We start from the raw sequence: 18,178 nt of genomic DNA on the forward strand, positions 1-18,178 counted from the left end.
CCGCCGAACCCTGCGTTAACCATCTATTAACTATGCGCCGCCTGCCGGTTGCTCGCCCGGAATGACGCTCCTAAGGTCGTGACGGGGTTATGTGGCGGTTCGTCGCAGTAGAAGTGTGGATGGTCATGCGTCGTGTCATCGCGATTGCCTTAGCCGGAGCGAGCCTCCTGGGAGCAACAAGCCTTGGTGGCTGCTCCTCATTGTCATGGGACATGTTCAAATCGACGCCGCCGACCGCCCAGGTCCGGCTCGAATCCAATCCGCCGGGGGCTGACGCCGCGACGTCGCTCGGACCGGGCTGCAAGACCCCCTGCTCGGTCTCGGTTCCCGCCCCCGAAGCTCCGTTCACGGTCACGTTCGCGCTGCCCAAGCACCAGCCGACCACCGTGCCGGTGAACATCATCAAGAATCCCGGCGATTTCACCACGCCTGCGACGGTGACCACCGATCCGAACCCGGTGTTTGCGGAGTTGCAGCCCGCCGTGCCGCCCAAGCCTGTGAAGAAGAAGCCGCACCGGCCGAAGACACCTAAACCTGCCACAGCGGCGCCAGCCGATGCTGCGCCGCCCGCAGCCGGTACGTTCCCCGATCCAAATGCGGGCAAACGCTGATCCAGCTGTCAATCTGGGTGACCACCCGATTGTCTCAGCCGCGTCCGATGCTTAGATTGCCTCGACAGCACCGCTGCAGCAAAGGTGCGCCCGCCGTAAGTGACAAGGCATTTGGTATGAACGGACCTATCGCGAGCCCGAGCGACGCGCCATCGAGCGCGATGACCGATCCGTTCGGCCGGGCCATCTCTTACTTGCGCGTTTCCGTCACCGACCGCTGCGATCTGCGCTGCTTCTATTGCATGTCGGAAGACATGACCTTCCTGCCCAAGGCCGACCTGCTGACGCTGGAAGAACTCGACCGGCTGTGCTCGGCCTTCATCGCCAAGGGCGTGAAGAAGTTGCGCCTCACCGGTGGCGAGCCGCTGGTCCGTCGCAACGTCATGTCGCTGGTGCGCTCGCTGTCGCGCCATCTGACGAGCGGCGCCCTGGGCGAGCTCACGCTGACCACCAACGGCACGCAGCTGGCAAAACATGCGCAGGAGCTTGCCGATTGCGGCGTCCGACGCATCAACGTCTCGCTCGACACGCTCGATCCCAGGAAATTTCGCGAGATCACGCGCTGGGGCGAGATCGACAAGGTGCTGGAAGGCATCGAAGCCGCGCGCGCCGCAGGCCTCGCCGTGAAGATCAACGCGGTGGCGCTGAAGAATCTCAACGAAGACGAGCTGCCTGATCTGATGCGCTGGGCCCACGGCAAGGGCATGGGCCTGACCCTGATCGAGGTGATGCCGATGGGCGAGATCGGCTCGGGCCGTATCGACCAGTATCTGCCGCTGTCGCTGGTGCGCGCGCGCCTCGCCCAGCAATTCACGCTGACGGATCTTGCCGAGAGCACCGGCGGACCGGCACGCTATGTCAGCGTCGCGGAGACCGGCGGCAAACTCGGCTTCATCACGCCGATGACCCACAATTTCTGCGAATCCTGCAACCGGGTGCGCATCACCTGCACCGGCACGCTACACACCTGCCTCGGCCATGAGGATGCCTCCGATTTGCGCAAACCCCTGCGCGCATCCAGCGACGACACGCTGCTTGCCGCCGCGATCGACCACGCCATCGGGCTCAAGCCCAAGGGCCACGATTTCATCATCGACCGCCGCCACGATCGCCCGAGCGTCTCGAGGCACATGAGCGTCACCGGCGGCTGAGGATTCGCCGCCCGCCGGCCAACCTAACCTTTTGACCGGTCGTCAATTTGCCCATTTTCCGATTGACGGCGCACAAGCCCGCTGGTTTGGTGCGACCGCCTTTGCTTGCCCGGCAGCATAAGCCGGCCCGCCCCTCTGGCGGTCGCGGTCAAGACGGCAAGGCACGAGGGGAGGACTGACGCCGCAATCGCTTTTCGGAAAACGATCCGTGCGGCCGCGTGCTTTTGCACGCCGGCCAGGCGATGTGCGCTGATGCCTCCCGTGAAGTCACGACCGCGACGGAGAGATAGTAAGATGCGTCCACTGCTGGCGGTGAGCAACGCCATCGACGCCCTCAATGAAAAGATTGGGTACGTCTGTAACCTGCTCGTGCTCTTCGCCTGTCTGGTGAGCGCGGCCAACGCCATGATCCGCTACGCGTTCAGCTACTCGTCGAACGGGTGGCTGGAGCTGCAATGGTACATGTTCGCGATCCTGGTGATGTTCGGCGCGTCCTACACCTTCAAGCGCAACGAGCACGTCCGCGTCGAGATCATGTATCTGATGCTGTCCGAGCGCGGCCAGCTCTGGCTCGACCTGATCGGCACGCTGTTCTTCCTGATCCCCTCCTGCCTCCTGCTCGCCTATCTGTCGTGGCCGTTCTTCATGCAGGCCTATAATGTCGGCGAGATGTCGGGCAATGCCGGCGGCCTGCTCCGCTGGCCCATCAAGTTCGTGATCCCCGCCGGCTTCGTGATGCTGGCACTGCAGGGAGTTTCCGAAGTCATCAAGCGTATCGCGGCTCTCCAGGGCTATGTGACGATCGACGCCAAGTACGAGAGGCCGACTCAATGATCACGCTGGAGATGATGCCGCCGCTGATGTTCGGCGGCCTGGTTCTGGTGATGCTGCTCGGCTTCCCCGTCGCGTTCACGCTGGCGGCTGTCGGTCTCTCCTTCGGCTTCCTCGCCATCCATCTCGGATTCTTCGATCTCAACTTCCTGCAGGCGATCCCGGGCCGGGTGTTCGGCAGCGTGCTCTCCAACGAGCTGCTGCTCGCGATCCCGTTCTTCACCTTCATGGGCGCGATATTGGAGAGATGCGGCCTCGCAGAGGACATGCTGGATTCGATGGGCCAGCTGTTCGGTCCGATCCGCGGCGGCCTCGGCTATTCCGTCATCATCGTCGGCTTCATCCTCGGCGCCATCACCGGCACGGTGGCGGCGCAGGTCATCGCCATGGCGCTGATCTCGATGCCGGTGATGATCCGCTACGGCTACAACATGCGCTACATTACCGGCGTGCTGGCGGCCTCCGGGACGATCACACAGCTGGTGCCGCCCTCGCTGGTGCTGATCGTGCTCGCCGACCAGCTCGGCAAGTCGGTGGGTGACATGTATCTCGGCGCCTGGGGCCCCTCGGTGTTCCAGATCATGCTGTTCGCCGGCTACACCTTCATCCTCGGCCTGATCAAGCCCGATCACGTGCCGCCGGTGCCGAAGGACGCGCGCACGCTGACCGGCTGGGCGCTGTGGAAGAAGTGCCTGATGGGCATCATCCCCTCCGCCGTGCTGATCTTCGTCGTGCTCGGCACCATGATGATGGGCCTTGCGACGCCGACCGAAGCCGGCGCGATGGGCGCGGTCGGCGCCATCGTGCTCGCCGCGATCCACCACAAGGATTTCACCTCGACCGACCGCAAGGTGCTGATAACAGGCGTGATCGCCGCCGGCATCGGCACCATCATCGCGATGCTGTTCACGGAGAATTTGATCTTCAAGATCGCCTTCGCGGTGACTTACCTGGCGGTCGCCTGGATCTGCATCCAGGCCGCGCGCATCCCCGACCTGCGCGACCTGATCAAGCAGGGCTACGAGACCACCATGCGCATCACCTGCATGGTCACCTTCATCCTGATCGGATCGACCTGCTTCTCGGTGGTGTTCCTCGGCGTCTCCGGCGGCGTCTGGCTCGAGCACATGCTGACCTCGCTGCCCGGCGGCGTCTGGGGCTTCCTGATCTTCATCAACCTCTTCATTTTCTTCCTGGCGTTCTTCCTCGACTTCTTCGAGATCGCGTTCATCATCCTGCCGATGATCGCGCCGATCGCGCAGAAGATCCTGGGCCCCGTCGTCGGCGACGGACCGGCGCTGATCTGGTTCGGCGTCATGCTCTGCGTCAACATGCAGACCTCGTTCCTGCATCCGCCGTTCGGTTTCGCGCTGTTCTACTTACGCGGCGTGGCGCCGAAGGAAGTGAAGAGCTCGGACATCTACTGGGGCGCCATGCCCTGGATCGGCCTGCAGATGATCATGGTGCTGATCGTGATCGCCTTCCCGATCACGGTGACGGGCCTGCTGGACAAGCCTGTCAATGTCGACCTCGACAAGGTCAGGATCGACGTGCCGCAGATCGATCTGCCGCCGCTGGATCTCGGCCCGCCGACGAAGTAGCGGTCGTCACCGTTTCCATCATGATCCGCCCTTGCGGAGCATGATGGACGTGACACGCGCAACAAACGTGGGCATACCAAACGTTCCCTAAACTCACGGAACGTTGCGCATGCTCCGATCGCACCCTGCTTCTTCGCTCGCCGGCTCGTTGATCGCCTCGCTGTGGCTGGCCTGCGCCGCGACAATCGCGCATGCCGAACCGGTCGCCGAAATCCAGGCGTTGGCGCAGAAGGAGCAGCAGCCGCTGCTCGACACGCTGCGCGATCTCGTCAACATCGAGACCGGCAGCGGGGATGTCGAGGGCCTGAACGTGATCGCAGGCCGCGTGGCCGACCAGCTCAAGCAGCTCGGCGGCGAGGTGGAGATTCTGCAGCCCACCGACATCTATCGTCTCGACGACACGCCCGAGAAGATCGGCCCGGCCGTGCACGCCACCTTCAAGGGCACCGGCACCGCAAGGATCATGCTGATCGCCCACATGGACACGGTGTACCTGAAGGGCATGCTGAAGGACCAGCCGTTCCGCATCGACGGCGACAAGGCCTACGGCCTCGGCATTGCCGACGACAAGCAGGGCGTCGCGCTCATTCTCCATACCGTTGCGATGCTGCAGAAGCTGAACTTCAGTGAATACGGTACGCTCACCGTGCTCACCAATAGCGATGAGGAAATCTCCTCGCCCGGCTGGCGCAGCACCATCACCAAATTCGCCTCCGATCAGGATGCGGTGTTCTCGTTCGAAGGCGGCGGCACCAGCGGCACGCTGCGACTTGCCACCAGCGGCGTCGGCTCGGCCTATCTCGCGGTGACGGGCAAGTCGTCGCATGCGGGCTCAAGGCCCGAGGGCGGCATCAATGCATTCTACGAGCTCGCGCACCAGGTGCTGCAGATGAAGGACCTGTCCAGGCCGGAACAGGGCCTGAAGCTGAACTGGACCGTCGCCAAGGCCGGGACCAATCGCAACGTGATCCCGGCCGAAGCCACGGCGCAAGCCGATGCGCGCGCGCTCAAGGTGTCGGACTTCGACGAACTGGAGAAGACGCTGCAGGAGAAGATCAAGAACCATCTGCTGCCCGACTCCAGGGTCGAGCTGAAATTCGAGGTGCGGCGCCCGCCGCTCGAGGCAAACGAAATCTCGCGCCGCGTGGCGACCCACGGCAAGGCGATCTATCAGGAGCTCGGAATGTCCATCAACGTTGCCGAGAAAGCGACCGGCGGCGGCACCGATGCCGCCTTTGCCGCGCTCAAGACCAAGGGCGCGGTGGTGGAAGGCATGGGCCTGTCGGGCTTCGGCGCACATTCCAACGACGCCGAATATGTCAAGCTCGACACCATCGTGCCCCGCCTCTACCTGGCCATGCGCATGATCATGGACCTGTCGACCGGCAAGGTGAAATAGCGATCGCCGCGACAGTTAGCTTCGGCCAGGGGCGGAGCCTCGCTCCTCCGCCAGCCTGAACCGCAGCGTGAACTCGGCGCCGCCGCCGGGGAGATTGTCCACCGCGACCGTTGCAGCGTGATCGTCGGCAACGCCGCGCACGATCGAAAGACCGAGGCCCGCACCGTCGCTACGCTGGCGATCCCTGCGCCAGAAGCGCTGGAAGATCAGCTCACGCTCCTCTTCGGCAACGCCGGGGCCGCAATCGCGCACGCGCACCGAGCCGTCATCGCCGACCTCGACGTCAACGGACGTCTCCTTCGCGGTGAACTTGATGGCGTTCTCGGCGAGGTTGAAGACCGCGCGCTGGAGCATATCGGAATTGCCGTGGATCAGCACGGGCGCCTCGGCCCCCTTGAGCGCGATCTCCTTGTGCTGCGCAATCGCGAACGGCGCGATCGCGCCGACCACCTCGGCGCAGACGGCGCGCAGATCGGCGGTCTCGCCGGGATCGAGCACCAGCGTGTCGAGCTCGGCGATCTCCAGCAGCTGGGCGACGATCCGGCTCATGCCCGCGATGTCGTCATGCAGGAGCTGCCTGACCGCACGGTCGTCAAGTGTCTCGATCCGCGTGCGCAGGATCGCCAGCGGCGTGCGCAGCTGATGGGCGGCGTCCGCCGTGAACTGGCGCTGCAAGCGGAAGCCGTCCTCGAGGCGATCCAGGGCTTGGTTCACCGCGGTGACGAGCGGCACGATCTCGCGCGGAATCTGCTCCGTCGGCAGGCGTATGTCGGTCCGATCAGGGCCGATATTGCTGGCCTGTTCCGAGGCCATCCACAGCGGTGCGATGGCGCGGCGGAAGATGAAGATGTCGATGGCCAGCAGGGCCAGAAGAATGGGAATGGTGATCCATCCGACCCTGCGGAAGAAGTTGGAGACGATGTCGTCGGTAATGACGTCGCGATGCGACAGGTCTTCCCCCACCCTGATGTGCACGGTGGTGCCGTCGATCGTCTGCGCCACATCGGCGCCCGAAATCGTGTCCGACCTCGCATCGCCGGTCTTTCTGTGCGACGAGAACAGCAGGCGGCCGTTGTCATCGCGGATGTCGTACTGATAGCGGCCATAGGCCTCCGAATAGAGACCGCGCAGACTCTCCGGCAGATTGAACGTCACCTTGCCGTCGCCCTGGACAGCGATACGCTCGGCCAGCGTCTCGGCCTGGGCGCGCATCGCCGCCCGATGCAGCTGGTCGATCTCGGAGTTCAACAGCCAGAACAGAATCAGCGGCAGGAAGATCGTCACCACCGCGACTGCGATGATGTGCAGGAACACGATGCGCGAGATCAGCGATTTGAAGGACGGGGCCCGGACCCAGGGTCCAGACAGGGACCCGAGCTGGAATCCGCGCCAGGCCACGCTATTTCTCCTCGGCCATCATGTAGCCGACGCCACGGATGGTGTGGATCACCACCCTGGCACCATGTTCGGCGAGTTGCTTGCGCAGCCGGGAGACATAGACCTCGACCGCATTGGAGGCGACCTCGCCCTCGAGACCGAAGATGTGATCTTCGACGTTCTTCTTCGGCACCACCCGGCCCTGCCGGCGCAGCAGGATCTCCAGCACCGAGGTCTCGCGCGACGAGATGATCCGCGGCTTGTCGTCGACGAAAATCTGGCGGCTCTCGGTGTCGTAGACGAGATTTGCAAGCCGCAGGGAACGACCGAGCAACTGGCCGGGACGGCGCAGGATCGCCTCCAGCCGCGCCACCAGCTCCTCCATCGCGAACGGCTTGACGAGATAGTCGTCGGCGCCGCTGCGCAGGCCGTTGACGCGGTCCTGCAGGCCGCCGCGCGCGGTCAACACCAGCACCGGCAGAGGCTCCATCTGCCGGCGCAGCTCGCGCAGCACCGACAGGCCGTCGCCGTCGGGCAGGCCGAGGTCCAGGATCATCGCGGCATAGCTGACATTGTGCAGCGCCTCGCGCGCCTCCTCGGTGCTGGCAACGGTATCGCTCTCATAGCCGGCCGCCGCCAGCCCATTGGCAACGAGCCGCGACAGCTCAGCATTGTCCTCGACGATCAGAAGACGCATTCCATTCCTACCGGGATACTCCGGTCCACCAGACGGCTCGCGCCGCGTCTTTGCTCTCTTCCACCATCCACACAGTTTCGGCCAGCGAAAAGGCAGTTTCTCGTTCGCCTTTTTGTCCTCCGGCAAGCCTCTCCGTCAGTTTCGTGTAAGGCTTCGGCACCGGCGGAACCGCCGCTAGCGGCCGAGCTGAGTGTTTGGCAAGCCATATCGTCTTTCTTCGCCGCCTGACTGAAGCCGATACAACAACGGCTAACGGTGGCTCACAAATCATAACAGGCGCATCCCACGCATCCGGGGGATGATCGGGGACGAGATCGCGAGGCAGGTTCACGCGCAGCGCAGGAGACGTTCCATGACATCGCATATCAGGCTGCATGCTGCCCGCGCAGCTGCATCGTCGGCCCACGACACCGTCGATCATGACAGGCGCAAGCTCGTAACCACTGCCGCCACGGGCATCGTGGCCGCCGGTGTTGCGACCCTGCTTCCGACCAGCTCGGCGCCGGCCGCAACCGGCGATGCGATCCGCCCCTTCAAGATCAACATTCCCGACAAGGCGCTCACTGATCTGCGTCACCGGCTCGCCATGACGCGCTGGCCGGACAAGGAGACCGTCGACGATGACTCGCAAGGCGTGCCGCAGGCGACGCAACAGGCGCTCGTCCGCTACTGGCAGACCGATTACGACTGGCGCAAGGTCGAGGCACGGCTCAACGCGCTGCCGCAGTTTTTGACGGAGATCGACGGCCTCGATATCCACTTCCTGCACGTCCGCTCGAAGCATCCGAATGCCCTGCCGATGATCGTGACGCATGGCTGGCCCGGCTCCGTCATCGAGCAACTCAAGATCGTCGATCCCCTGACCAATCCGACCGCGAATGCTGGCAACGCCGATGACGCTTTCCATATCGTCATCCCGTCGATGCCCGGCTACGGATTTTCGGGCAAGCCGACCACCACGGGCTGGGATCCGCAGCGCATCGCGCGGGCCTGGGTCGTGCTGATGAAACGCCTCGGCTACACCAAATTCGTCGCACAGGGCGGCGATTGGGGCTCGCCTGTTACGAACGAAATGGCCAAGCTCGGCGCGCCGGAATTGATCGGCATTCACGTCAATTTGCCTGGCGTGGTGCCGCCCGGGATTCTCAAGGCGGTGGCCTCGGGCGATCCTGCACCGGCCGACCTCACCGACGAAGAGAAGCACGTCTTCGCCCAGCTCAAGCTGCAGTTCACGAAGCGGCGCGCCTATGCGCAGATCATGGGCACGCGGCCGCAGACGCTGTCAGGCCTTGCGGATTCTCCCGCCGGTCTTGCCGCCTGGCTGCTCGATCACGGCGACGGCTACGCCCAGCCGGCCTCGGCGATCGCCTCGGCCGTCGCCGGGCATACGGTCAACGGACATTCCGCCGGCGCCCTCACGCGCGACGACGTGCTCGACAACATCTCGCTGTACTGGCTGACCAACTCGGCAATCTCCTCGGCTCGCCTGTACTGGGAGAACAAGATCAATCTCTATCTGCCCGCTAATGTCACGATCCCGGCTGCTGTGACGGCGTTTCCCGGCGAGAGCTTTGTGGCGCCGAAGAGCTGGGCCGAGCGGGCCTATCACAAGCTCATCTACTTCCATCAGGCCGAGGCCGGCGGTCACTTCGCCGCATGGGAGCAGCCGGCAATCTTCAGCCGCGAAGTTCGCGATGCCTTCCGGCCGCTGCGCGGTTCGAGCTGAGGCATAGCCGCCAGCTAGAGTGGGATGACTATTGGTTGAATCGCTGCGAGCCCCGGACTCGGATTACCTCTACCGTAGGGAGAGGTGAACTGCCGACCGGACTTGATTTCATCACGCTCCTGTCACCGCCATCGCCTGTCACGCGAGATAACCCGACACGCCGTCCCACAACAGCTTCAGCGCGGTCACGACCAGCAATCCGTAACAAGCGCGAAACACCTGCTGCTGGTCGAGCCGCGCATGCAGGCGCCAGCCGAGCCAGACACCTGTGGGAATCGCAAGCAGGCAGATCGCCATGACGATCCATTCATTGCCGGACGACCGCGTCAGCAGCAGCCACGGCACCGCCTTGGTGGCATTGCCGACGGTGAAGAACAGGCTGGTCGTTCCCGCATAGACTTCCTTGCTGAGGCCGAGCGGCAGGAGATACATCGCCAGCGGCGGTCCGCCGGAATGCGCGACCATGGTCGTGACACCGGACGCGAGACCGGCGGCGACCGCCTTCGGCGTCGAGCGCGGCGCAATGATCACCTTGGGATCGCGGAACAGCCACAGGGCGACGAAGATCAAGGTCACGACCGCCATCACGATCGCGACGGCGCGATGGTCGAGCACGCGAAACAGCAGATAGCCAAGTCCGATGCCGGTCACGAGCCCGGGCAACAGCAGCACGAGGTCGGGCTTCGACCAGGTCGAGGGCTTCCAGTAGCGCAGCGCGAACAGGTCCATGGCGATGAACAGCGGCGCGAGCAGGCCTCCTGCCGTCACCGGGTCCATCACAAAGGACAGCAGCGGAATGCCGACGATGGAGAACCCTCCGCCGAATGCGCCCTTCATGAAGCAAATGAGAAACACGCCGGCGAAGGCGATGAGGATCGTGCTCACAGTCAATTCCATATCGGCATCTCCAGCACGACGTGGCTCGCACCACCCGTCGGCTTTTCCCTACGACCCCCGCCGGCGCGAGGTGTCCTCGTTTCGGAAGAACACGCGGGGCAGCGCCGACGGAACGCCGAACGTCAATCCGATGAAGGCGAGAAACAGCTCGAAATAACTGGGGTGCATGGTCGTAACTCCGTGCTCCCAGGCGAACCCGGGTCAATTTGCTGATTGCCTGGAATATGCTCCGATGCAAATCTCAGTACAATAATTACATTGAACTCGGAGCAATTCGATCGGGCGCTTTGACTAAACGGCCAATTTGTCGAAACGCGTACACCTCGCTCCGGCTCTCGATCCCCCGCGCGGAATTCGCGAATGCTCTTTCCAGTACGCGCCTGCCGATCGTCCCAAGCACGAGCCCGAGGATCCGGCCCTTGAGATTCTTGCCGTCACGCACGACGGCGACATCAATGTCGGTCATGCCGTCGCGCGGCGCCGGAACGTGTAGGTATGCCTCCTATGATCGCGACCCCGCTCATGCCTGGTTGCGCGAGCAGATCGCAGAACTCGCGGAAGAATTGTGAACGACACTCTATTTCCGCCGAAATTGAAGATCAGGCACGCGCTGGAAACCGCCCCCGCCGGGCTCGGCGCCTTGCGGTGACGTCACAAATCCGCAATCCTGAGGCCCTCCTTGGGATGACCGAGACGGGGATTGGATCATGACCGAAGCCGTTCGCAGCGATCTCGTGCGGCGCAACCGCCTGCTGGAGGCAGCCCAGCAGGAGCTGGCTAAATTCGAGCGAAGCGAAATCGAATTCTGCAGGAAGGATCGCGAAGAGCGCGCTGCGGCGCTGCGCCTGCCCCTCGATGAGAGCAAGGTTCACTAGGATTTCGTCGCGCACCGCAGCTCGGTGCTGACCAAAGCAGTCGATGACCAGGTGCGTGAACGCATCCGGCGAGGCGCAAGACGGCGCGCGGGTCGGGCAATGTACGTGACTCTCTGCCAAAGGAAGTTCACGACTTCGCGGGTGATCATCCAGAGTTGGACGACTTCATTTCTGAGCACGGCATGCGAAAGCCCCGGCGCTTGCGCTCCGGGGCTTGCGTCAGGCAGAGCGTCGTTCAGCCCTGGGAGTGACGCGCCATGAAAATGTCGTAGCCGACTTCGCCGACCTGGAACCAGGAGTAGCTGTCGTTGGAGAATTTGGTCAGGGATTCATAAACCCTCTTGAAATTGGGATTGGTCGCCGAGACCTCGTCGTGCAGCTCCTTCGCCGCCTTGTAGCAGGCGTCCATGATCGGCGGCGGGAAGGCGTGCAGCTTGGTGCCGTTGGCGAGCAGTTTCTTGAGCGCCAGCGGATTGGCCTGGTCATAGCGCGCCATCATGTAGTTGTTGGCGTAATGCCCGGCCTGCGTGAGCACGCTCTGATAATATTTCGGCAGCGCATTCCATTTGTCGAGATTGACGAAAACGAGCAGCATCGGCCCGCCCTCCCACCAGCCGGGATAGTAATAGTGCGGCGCAATCTTGTAGAAGCCGAGCTTCTCGTCGTCGTAGGGACCGACCCATTCGGCGGCGTCGATCGTGCCCTTCTCCAGCGCCGGATAAATGTCGCCGCCGGCGAGTTGTTGCGGCACCGTGCCGAGCTTCTGCAACACGCGGCCGGCAAAGCCGCCGATGCGGAATTTCATGCCCCTGAGATCGTCAGGCGTGTTGACCTCTTTCCGGAACCAGCCGCCCATCTGGCACCCGGTATTGCCCGCAAGCAGCGAGATGACGTTATAGCTCTTGTAGAAGTCGTTGAGGATCTCACGCCCGCCGCCGAGCATGTACCAGGCCTGGTTGACGCGCATGTTCGGGCCGAACGGCACCGACGAGCCGAAGGTGAAGGTCGGGTCCTTGCCGAAATAATAGTACGACGCGGTGTGGCCGATCTCGCAGGTGGCGTTCTGCACGGCGTCCAGCACCTGGAGGCCCGGCACGATCTCGCCGGCGGCAAAGGTCTGAATCTGGAATTTGTTGTCGGTCGCTTCCGCAACCATCTTGCTCATCATCTCGGCGCCGCCATAGAGCGTATCGAGCGATTTCGGCCAGCTCGTCGGCATGCGCCATTTGATCTCAGGCATCGACTGCGCAATCGCGGGAGCCGCAAGCGTCGCGGCACCGGCCGCACCAAGTCCTGTGACCTTGATGAAGTCTCTTCTCTTCATGGTTTCCTGCCCTGATGGATGATGATTGCGAGCCTTCTTGCCGAGGCTTGAGGGCAGCATGGCGCAGCGCTGGACCGAATTCCATCGCGATCGCACTGCGGCATGAAAAAAGACGGGCCGCGCGCGCGAGGCCGGGCTGAAGAGATGACGACATCAGACTTAAGTCGTAGATCGCAATTCTTCATCGGCGGCGGAAACACGCGGGTCATGGGACCGTAAATGTCAAGAACACGCGGCACCGGTGAACTCGGTGCAGTCACCGCCGAGCGACCGCGCAAGCCGCGTCAACAAGGGCCTCAGCTGGCAAGCTTCTTCTCCTTGGCGAACGGACTGAGCCCGAGCCATATCTGCATCGAAGCCGCGATCTGCCGGTCGCCGGTCAGCAGCATCCGACCGCTGCCGTCGGCAGCCCGTACCGTGTCGAGCCCCATCCAGATCGCGGTCATGGTACGCAGGTCGACCGACACGTAGAGGTCGACGTCGAACCCGGGATCAACCGAGCAAAGGTCGACGCCGTCTACCGGATCGACGATCAGCCACCAATGTCTCTGCGTCGAGGTCAGCTCCGGATAGACGAACTGGATAATGCTCCGGCGCCGCGGCATCGGCGTGGGGTTGAGGTTTCGGCGCATGTCCCACATCAGGAGCTGCACATCGAGATGCTCCAGCGACAACGTCGCCGAGATCCGGCGCTGGCCCCATTTCCCGAAACCTTCGACGATCGGAGCCAACTCCTGACCGGACGGACTCAATCGATACTCGAACACGCCGGGCTCCGTGGCCGATGCTTCGCGCGCGACGATCCCGGCGGCTTCGAGCTCCTTGAGCCGCTGCGACAGCAACGCCGGCGACATGCGCGGCACGCCGCGCCTGAGATCGTTGAAGCGCGTCGACCCGGCAATGAGTTCGCGCAGTAGAACCACCGTCCAGCGCGTGCAAAGGATCTCCGCGGCCATCGCGACCGGACAGAATTGCTTGTAGCTGCCAGCGGCCATGCCTCGCTCCATCGGTCAATCTTGGCAGCGTACCGCCGAAGCCGCGCCCTCAGCTAGTTCATTTTCTGTACCGGGCAGATTCAGTTCCTGAACTGGCGATGCCACGGACCATCGGGCTACCTCGCCGACATGCGGACACGAACCGCTCTCGACCGCGCCTGCCGACGGCGACCGCGCGAGATGTCCCAACAACCGTAAACGACGAGGCAACCAAAATGACGACGATTCCGTTCTATCCGAGGCAAATGGCGGCGTGCACCGCGGTGCTTGGCCTGGTCCTGCTCGATACGACACCAGCGTTCGCCGCAACGATTTCGCGCAGCCTGGAGGTGAAGGCGCAGGTGGCGGACGTGTGGTCCTTGATCGGACCGTTCTGCGCCATCAAGAACTGGCTGCCGCCTGTCGGCCAATGCATCGAGGACGGGAAAGCTCCGCCGACGCGCATCCTTGTGACCAAGGATGGCAAGGCCGCCTTCGTGGAATCCGAGACTGCGCGGAACGATGCCGAGCACAGCTACTCCTACAAGTTCCTGGCGAGCCCGCTGCCGGTCTCGGACTACACGGCGACAATCAAGGTAATGGCGAAGAGCGACGGATGGTCGGTGATCACCTGGAGCGGATCCTACCGGCCCGAAAACGGAAAGGAGAAAGCCGCTGACGAAGCCCTGAACGGCGTCTACGAGGCCGGCCTTGCGGAGATCCGAACGCGATTCTCGAAATAGGCGCCGAAGCTTTTCTCTCGGCCATGCCGGGCCGCATCAAGTCCGGCATGCGCCTGCCCACTAATTCCATCGGAGATCAACATCATGACCACCTACAAAGGCGCTTGTTTTTGCGGCGCAGTCGAAATCGAGGCGACGGGCGAACCGGAGGCCATGGGCTATTGCCACTGCAGGTCATGCCGCTCCTGGTCGGCCGCGCCGGTGAACGCGTTCACGCTCTGGAAACCGCAGAACGTGCGCGTGACGAAGGGTGCGGACCGGATCGGCAGCTTTGCCAAGACCGATCTCAGCCATCGGCAATACTGCACCTCCTGCGGCGGCCACCTCATGACCGAGCACCCTCCGCTCGGACTGATCGACGTCTATGCCGCCACGCTCGCCAGCCTCGATTTTGCTCCCGGCGTGCATGTCAATTACGCGGAGACAGTGCTGCCGATGAAGGACGGCCTGCCGAAGCTGAAGGATTTTCCCGCAGAACTCGGAGGGTCGGGTGTGGCCGTTCCTGAATAACCCGGTGGCCTGGACATTGATCTTGCTGGTTGTGTCCCTCGCCGGGCTACTGAACGACCTGCGCTGATCAGCGAGGGAAGAAAGAGCGCGAAGACATGCTCGGCACAGCTCGCTCCAGACTCCGCCGGGATGAGCTTCACGGTTCTCGAGCGAACTCGCGAGGCAGACATTTCGGATTATTCGATTATCGCTTTATGCCACTGTTTTGCCCGACGGGTCAAGCGCAACTTCATCCGCCCGTCAGTGCGAGCGCAGCGAAGCAACCCAGAATCTTTCCGCGGAGGGCCTCTGCATTGCTTCGCTGCGCTCGCAATGATGGATTGCTCGATCCCTCCGATTTTGCCACAACGTGTCAGACGATTAGCGACATCCACCGAGCGACCTGCCCTCACCCCGCGTCTACTGTGCATGGGGTTGTTTTCCCGGTTCTGAACGCGCGCTCCATCGCGACAAAGAAAAAGCCCGGCCTCGCGAACGAGGCCGGGCTCTGTCGTCCTGCGACTTGCGCGAGGATCAGCCGCGGGTGCGCGATTTGATCATGAAGCTGTCGAAGGTGTATTCGGCGACCTGCCACCACAGATACTGGTCGGAGCGGTAGGCCTGCATGGCGTCGATCGACTTCTTGAAGTCGGCGTTCTTGGCCGAGATCTCGGCCCAGAGCTCGTTGGTCGCCTTGAGGCAGGCTTCCAGGATTTCGTTGGTGAACGGACGCAGCTGGGTGCCGCCGGCAACCAGGCGCTTCAGCGCCGACGGGTTCTGCATGTCGTAACGCGCGGCCATCCAGGTATTGGCGTTGGCCATCGCGTTGGTGAGGATCGCCTGGTAGTTCTTCGGCAGCGAATTCCATTTGTCCAGGTGGACGAAGGAATGCACCATCGGGCCGCCTTCCCAGAAGCCCGGATAGTAGTAGTACTTGGCGACCTTGGCGAAGCCGAGCTTCTCGTCATCGTACGGACCGACCCATTCGGCCGCGTCGATGGTGCCCTTTTCCAGCGCCGGGTAGATGTCGCCGCCGCCGAGCTGCTGCGGCACCACGCCGACCTTCTGCAGGACCTGGCCGGCGATGCCGCCGATGCGGAATTTCAGGCCGGAGAGATCAGCGACGGTCTTGATCTCCTTGCGGAACCAGCCGCCCATCTGGGTGCCGGTGTTGCCGCAGGGAAAGCCGATCACGTTCGACTTCTTGAAGAACTCGTTGCCGAGCTGCTCGCCGCCGCCCTGATACCACCAGGAGTTCTGCTGGCGCGCGTTGAGGCCGAACGGCACCGAGGCATAGATCGCCCAGGTCGGGTCCTTGCCGACATAGTAGTACGACACGGTGTGGCACATCTCGACGGTGCCGTTCGACGTCGCATCGAGCGCCTGGAGAGCGGGGACGATTTCGCCGGCCGCGAACACCTGGATCTGGAACTTGTTGTCGGTCATCTCGGCGACGTACTTCGCCACCTGCTCGCCGCCGCCATAGATGGTGTCGAGCGACTTCGGGAAGCTCGACGTCATGCGCCACTTGATCTCGGGCGAGGACTGCGCAATCGCCGGCGAGGCTACCGCGGCGGTCGCCGCCGCGCCTGCGGCCGACACTTTCAGAAAATCACGACGCTTCATCTTCAAGTCTCTCCTTGCTGGGGCGTGTCCCCGAACTTCCTCTTTGCTGCCGCTCATTCTGGCGACACGGTCTTCGCCGCGTCGAACCGAAGGGGCTTAGCTGCCGTGGCGTTTAACACGGAAGCACCTTTCGCGGAACGCGCCATTGGCATGACGGGGGGCGACGAAAGTCGCATGTCCCCTGACGTCGGGCTTAAGTGACTGCGATGACGCCCTTGAGCTGATCCCGGACCTGTCCCGCAATGGCGCGGTAGATCGCCGCATGGGGTCCGTCAGGCTCGCTGTCCACGACGGGATTGCCGGCGTCCGAGGTCGCGCGAATCGCCATGTGCAGCGGGATCTCGCCCAGGAACGGTACCTGGAGCTTCTCGGCCTCGTGGCGCGCGCCGCCATGGCCGAAGATGTCGGATTTCGTGCCGCAATGCGGGCACTGGAAGTAGCTCATGTTCTCGACGATGCCGAGCACCGGCACGTTGACCTTCTTGAACATCGCAAGGCCCCGGCGCGCGTCGATCAGGGACAGATCCTGCGGGGTCGAGACGATCACGGCGCCCTTCAGCGGCACGTTCTGCGCCAGCGTCAACTGCGCGTCGCCGGTGCCCGGCGGCATGTCGACGACGAGCACGTCGAGCGTGCCCCATGCGACGTCGCGCAGCATCTGCGTCACCGCCGACATCACCATCGGGCCGCGCCAGATCATCGCGGTCTCTTCCTCGACCAGGAAGCCGATCGACATGATGGCAAGGCCGAAGCGCCGGAGCGGAATCATCTTGCGCTCGCCGTCCAGCTCCGGCTTCGCGTGCAGCCCGGTCAACCGCGGCACCGAAGGGCCGTAGATGTCGGCATCGAGCAGCCCGACCTTGAGGCCGAGGTCGCGCAGGCCCAGCGCCAGATTGAGCGCGGTGGTCGATTTGCCGACGCCCCCTTTGCCGGAGGCGACCGCGATCACGGCGGCGACGCCCGGGATCTCGGACTGCCGCGCCATCGGCGATTGGGCGCCGCCCTGCGGCGCCGGCTTGTGGGCGTGGACCGGCTGCACGCCCGGCGTACCACGGCTCGGCTGCGGGGGCGGCGGAGGTGTTGCGCCGGCCTTTCGCTCGGCGGTCAACGCGACCATTACGGTGCTGACGCCGGGAATGCCGCGCACGGCGGCCTCGGCCTCGGCACGGACGGATTCCCAGGCACGCGCCTCGGCCGCATCGACATTGATCGAGAAGAACACCTTGCCGTCGGACGCGCTGATCGCGCTCAGCACATTGGCATTGGTGAGCGCGACCCCGCGGGGCGACTTGATCTTGGCGAGGCTGTCGAGGACCTGTTGCTGCGTCACGCTCAAAGCGCATCTCTCCTAAAGTTCAGGATGCCCCATTAGAGCGGAAACGGCCAAAAGGCTACTGCCTGCCGATATCGTCAGCCATCTCGGTTGGAGCAGCCCCCTGCTCGTGGGCGGCCTCATAGTTGAGCTCGATCATGACCCCGTTGGGGTCGTGGACGAAGATCTGCCAGAGGTCGCCGCCCGGCACCTGGCGGGAGTCGAATGTCATGCCCTTGGAGGCGAGGCGCTGCTTCATGCCATCGAAGCCGCGGCTGACGAAGGCGACGTGGTGGACCACGCCGGAATCCGGCTTTTGCGGCTCCGGGGTCGGGGAAATATCGACGAGGTGCACCACCGCCTTGCCTTCGCTGTACATCCAGGCGCCCGGAAAGGCGAAATTCGGCCGGGCGCCTTTTTCGAGGCCCAGCACGTCCTCGTAGAAGCGGACCGTCTCGGCCAGTTTTCGGGTCCGGATGTTGAAATGATCGAGGACGCCAACGCTCACGCCGCCCATTGCCTTCGCTCCCTTGTTTTGAAGTCCC

The 18,178-nt window shown here is 63.5% G+C and carries 18 protein-coding genes; 9 read left to right on the plus strand and 9 right to left on the minus strand.

The genetic code is table 11. The features are described 5' to 3' along the window. Window positions 1-125: 125 nt before the first annotated feature. From JQ621_RS05995 to JQ621_RS06015, 5 genes are all read left to right on the plus strand, one after another. Entirely contained in the window at window positions 126-611 is a 486-nt protein-coding gene (locus JQ621_RS05995; protein ID WP_212233815.1) for a hypothetical protein, read from the plus strand. A gap of 116 nt (window positions 612-727) precedes the next feature. After that, window positions 728-1,762: a GTP 3',8-cyclase MoaA gene (moaA, locus tag JQ621_RS06000; protein WP_212233455.1), complete on the plus strand. Its 1,035-nt coding sequence runs from the start codon at window positions 728-730 to the stop codon at window positions 1,760-1,762. 294 nt (window positions 1,763-2,056) lie between these two features. After that, window positions 2,057-2,596 (plus strand): TRAP transporter small permease subunit, encoded by a 540-nt coding sequence (locus JQ621_RS06005; RefSeq protein WP_212233456.1) that lies wholly within the window; start codon window positions 2,057-2,059, stop codon window positions 2,594-2,596. Then, window positions 2,593-4,194 (plus strand): TRAP transporter large permease, encoded by a 1,602-nt coding sequence (locus JQ621_RS06010; protein ID WP_212233457.1) that lies wholly within the window; start codon window positions 2,593-2,595, stop codon window positions 4,192-4,194. The genes JQ621_RS06005 and JQ621_RS06010 overlap by 4 nt, the downstream gene beginning before the upstream one ends. Before the next feature lie 109 nt (window positions 4,195-4,303). After that, window positions 4,304-5,593, plus strand: a complete 1,290-nt coding sequence (locus JQ621_RS06015) for a M20/M25/M40 family metallo-hydrolase (RefSeq protein ID WP_212233458.1) — start codon at window positions 4,304-4,306, stop codon at window positions 5,591-5,593. Between the two features lie 15 nt (window positions 5,594-5,608). On the opposite strand, the gene JQ621_RS06020 is transcribed toward JQ621_RS06015, so the two are convergent. After that, on the minus strand, window positions 5,609-6,991 hold the full coding sequence (locus tag JQ621_RS06020) for a sensor histidine kinase (RefSeq protein ID WP_312015387.1): 1,383 nt from the start codon (window positions 6,989-6,991) through the stop codon (window positions 5,609-5,611). Between the two features lies 1 nt (window position 6,992). Then, window positions 6,993-7,667, minus strand: a complete 675-nt coding sequence (locus JQ621_RS06025) for a response regulator transcription factor (protein ID WP_212233459.1) — start codon at window positions 7,665-7,667, stop codon at window positions 6,993-6,995. A 352-nt stretch (window positions 7,668-8,019) separates the two neighbouring features. On the opposite strand from JQ621_RS06025, the gene JQ621_RS06030 reads away from it, so the two are divergent. Then, window positions 8,020-9,393 carry an epoxide hydrolase family protein gene (locus JQ621_RS06030; RefSeq protein WP_212233460.1) on the plus strand — a complete coding sequence of 458 codons (1,374 nt, stop codon included), beginning with the start codon at window positions 8,020-8,022 and terminating at the stop codon, window positions 9,391-9,393. A gap of 138 nt (window positions 9,394-9,531) precedes the next feature. On the opposite strand, the gene JQ621_RS06035 is transcribed toward JQ621_RS06030, so the two are convergent. Both JQ621_RS06035 and JQ621_RS06040 read right to left on the minus strand, forming a co-directional pair. Beyond that, a complete protein-coding gene (locus JQ621_RS06035; RefSeq protein WP_212233461.1) occupies window positions 9,532-10,290 on the minus strand; it encodes a sulfite exporter TauE/SafE family protein in 759 nt (252 codons plus the stop codon). Window positions 10,291-10,543: 253 nt separating this feature from the next. Beyond that, a complete protein-coding gene (locus tag JQ621_RS06040) occupies window positions 10,544-10,756 on the minus strand; it encodes a hypothetical protein (protein WP_212233462.1) in 213 nt (70 codons plus the stop codon). 241 nt (window positions 10,757-10,997) lie between these two features. Here JQ621_RS06040 and JQ621_RS06045 point away from each other — a divergent pair, with 241 nt between their 5' ends. Next, entirely contained in the window at window positions 10,998-11,165 is a 168-nt protein-coding gene (locus JQ621_RS06045) for a hypothetical protein (RefSeq protein WP_212233463.1), read from the plus strand. Between the two features lie 235 nt (window positions 11,166-11,400). Here the strand turns inward: JQ621_RS06045 and JQ621_RS06050 are convergent, their stop codons facing one another. After that, window positions 11,401-12,489: a TRAP transporter substrate-binding protein gene (locus tag JQ621_RS06050; RefSeq protein ID WP_212233464.1), complete on the minus strand. Its 1,089-nt coding sequence runs from the start codon at window positions 12,487-12,489 to the stop codon at window positions 11,401-11,403. Window positions 12,490-12,785: 296 nt separating this feature from the next. Beyond that, window positions 12,786-13,484 carry a winged helix-turn-helix transcriptional regulator gene (locus JQ621_RS06055; RefSeq protein WP_212233465.1) on the minus strand — a complete coding sequence of 233 codons (699 nt, stop codon included), beginning with the start codon at window positions 13,482-13,484 and terminating at the stop codon, window positions 12,786-12,788. 215 nt (window positions 13,485-13,699) lie between these two features. On the opposite strand from JQ621_RS06055, the gene JQ621_RS06060 reads away from it, so the two are divergent. Together JQ621_RS06060 and JQ621_RS06065 are read left to right on the plus strand one after the other, a co-directional pair. Beyond that, on the plus strand, window positions 13,700-14,206 hold the full coding sequence (locus JQ621_RS06060; protein ID WP_212233466.1) for an SRPBCC family protein: 507 nt from the start codon (window positions 13,700-13,702) through the stop codon (window positions 14,204-14,206). Between the two features lie 84 nt (window positions 14,207-14,290). After that, a complete protein-coding gene (locus JQ621_RS06065) occupies window positions 14,291-14,716 on the plus strand; it encodes a GFA family protein (protein ID WP_212233467.1) in 426 nt (141 codons plus the stop codon). 513 nt (window positions 14,717-15,229) lie between these two features. Here JQ621_RS06065 and JQ621_RS06070 read toward each other — a convergent pair. From JQ621_RS06070 to JQ621_RS06080, 3 genes are all read right to left on the minus strand, one after another. Continuing rightward, complete coding sequence (locus tag JQ621_RS06070; RefSeq protein ID WP_212233468.1) at window positions 15,230-16,321, minus strand: TRAP transporter substrate-binding protein; 1,092 nt, start codon at window positions 16,319-16,321, stop codon at window positions 15,230-15,232. A gap of 193 nt (window positions 16,322-16,514) precedes the next feature. Then, window positions 16,515-17,657: an Mrp/NBP35 family ATP-binding protein gene (locus JQ621_RS06075; RefSeq protein ID WP_212233469.1), complete on the minus strand. Its 1,143-nt coding sequence runs from the start codon at window positions 17,655-17,657 to the stop codon at window positions 16,515-16,517. A 55-nt stretch (window positions 17,658-17,712) separates the two neighbouring features. Next, window positions 17,713-18,150 (minus strand): VOC family protein, encoded by a 438-nt coding sequence (locus JQ621_RS06080; RefSeq protein WP_212233470.1) that lies wholly within the window; start codon window positions 18,148-18,150, stop codon window positions 17,713-17,715. Window positions 18,151-18,178 lie beyond the last annotated feature (28 nt).

It is taken from the genome of Bradyrhizobium manausense, from assembly GCF_018129685.1.
Lineage (GTDB): Bacteria > Pseudomonadota > Alphaproteobacteria > Rhizobiales > Xanthobacteraceae > Bradyrhizobium > Bradyrhizobium manausense_D.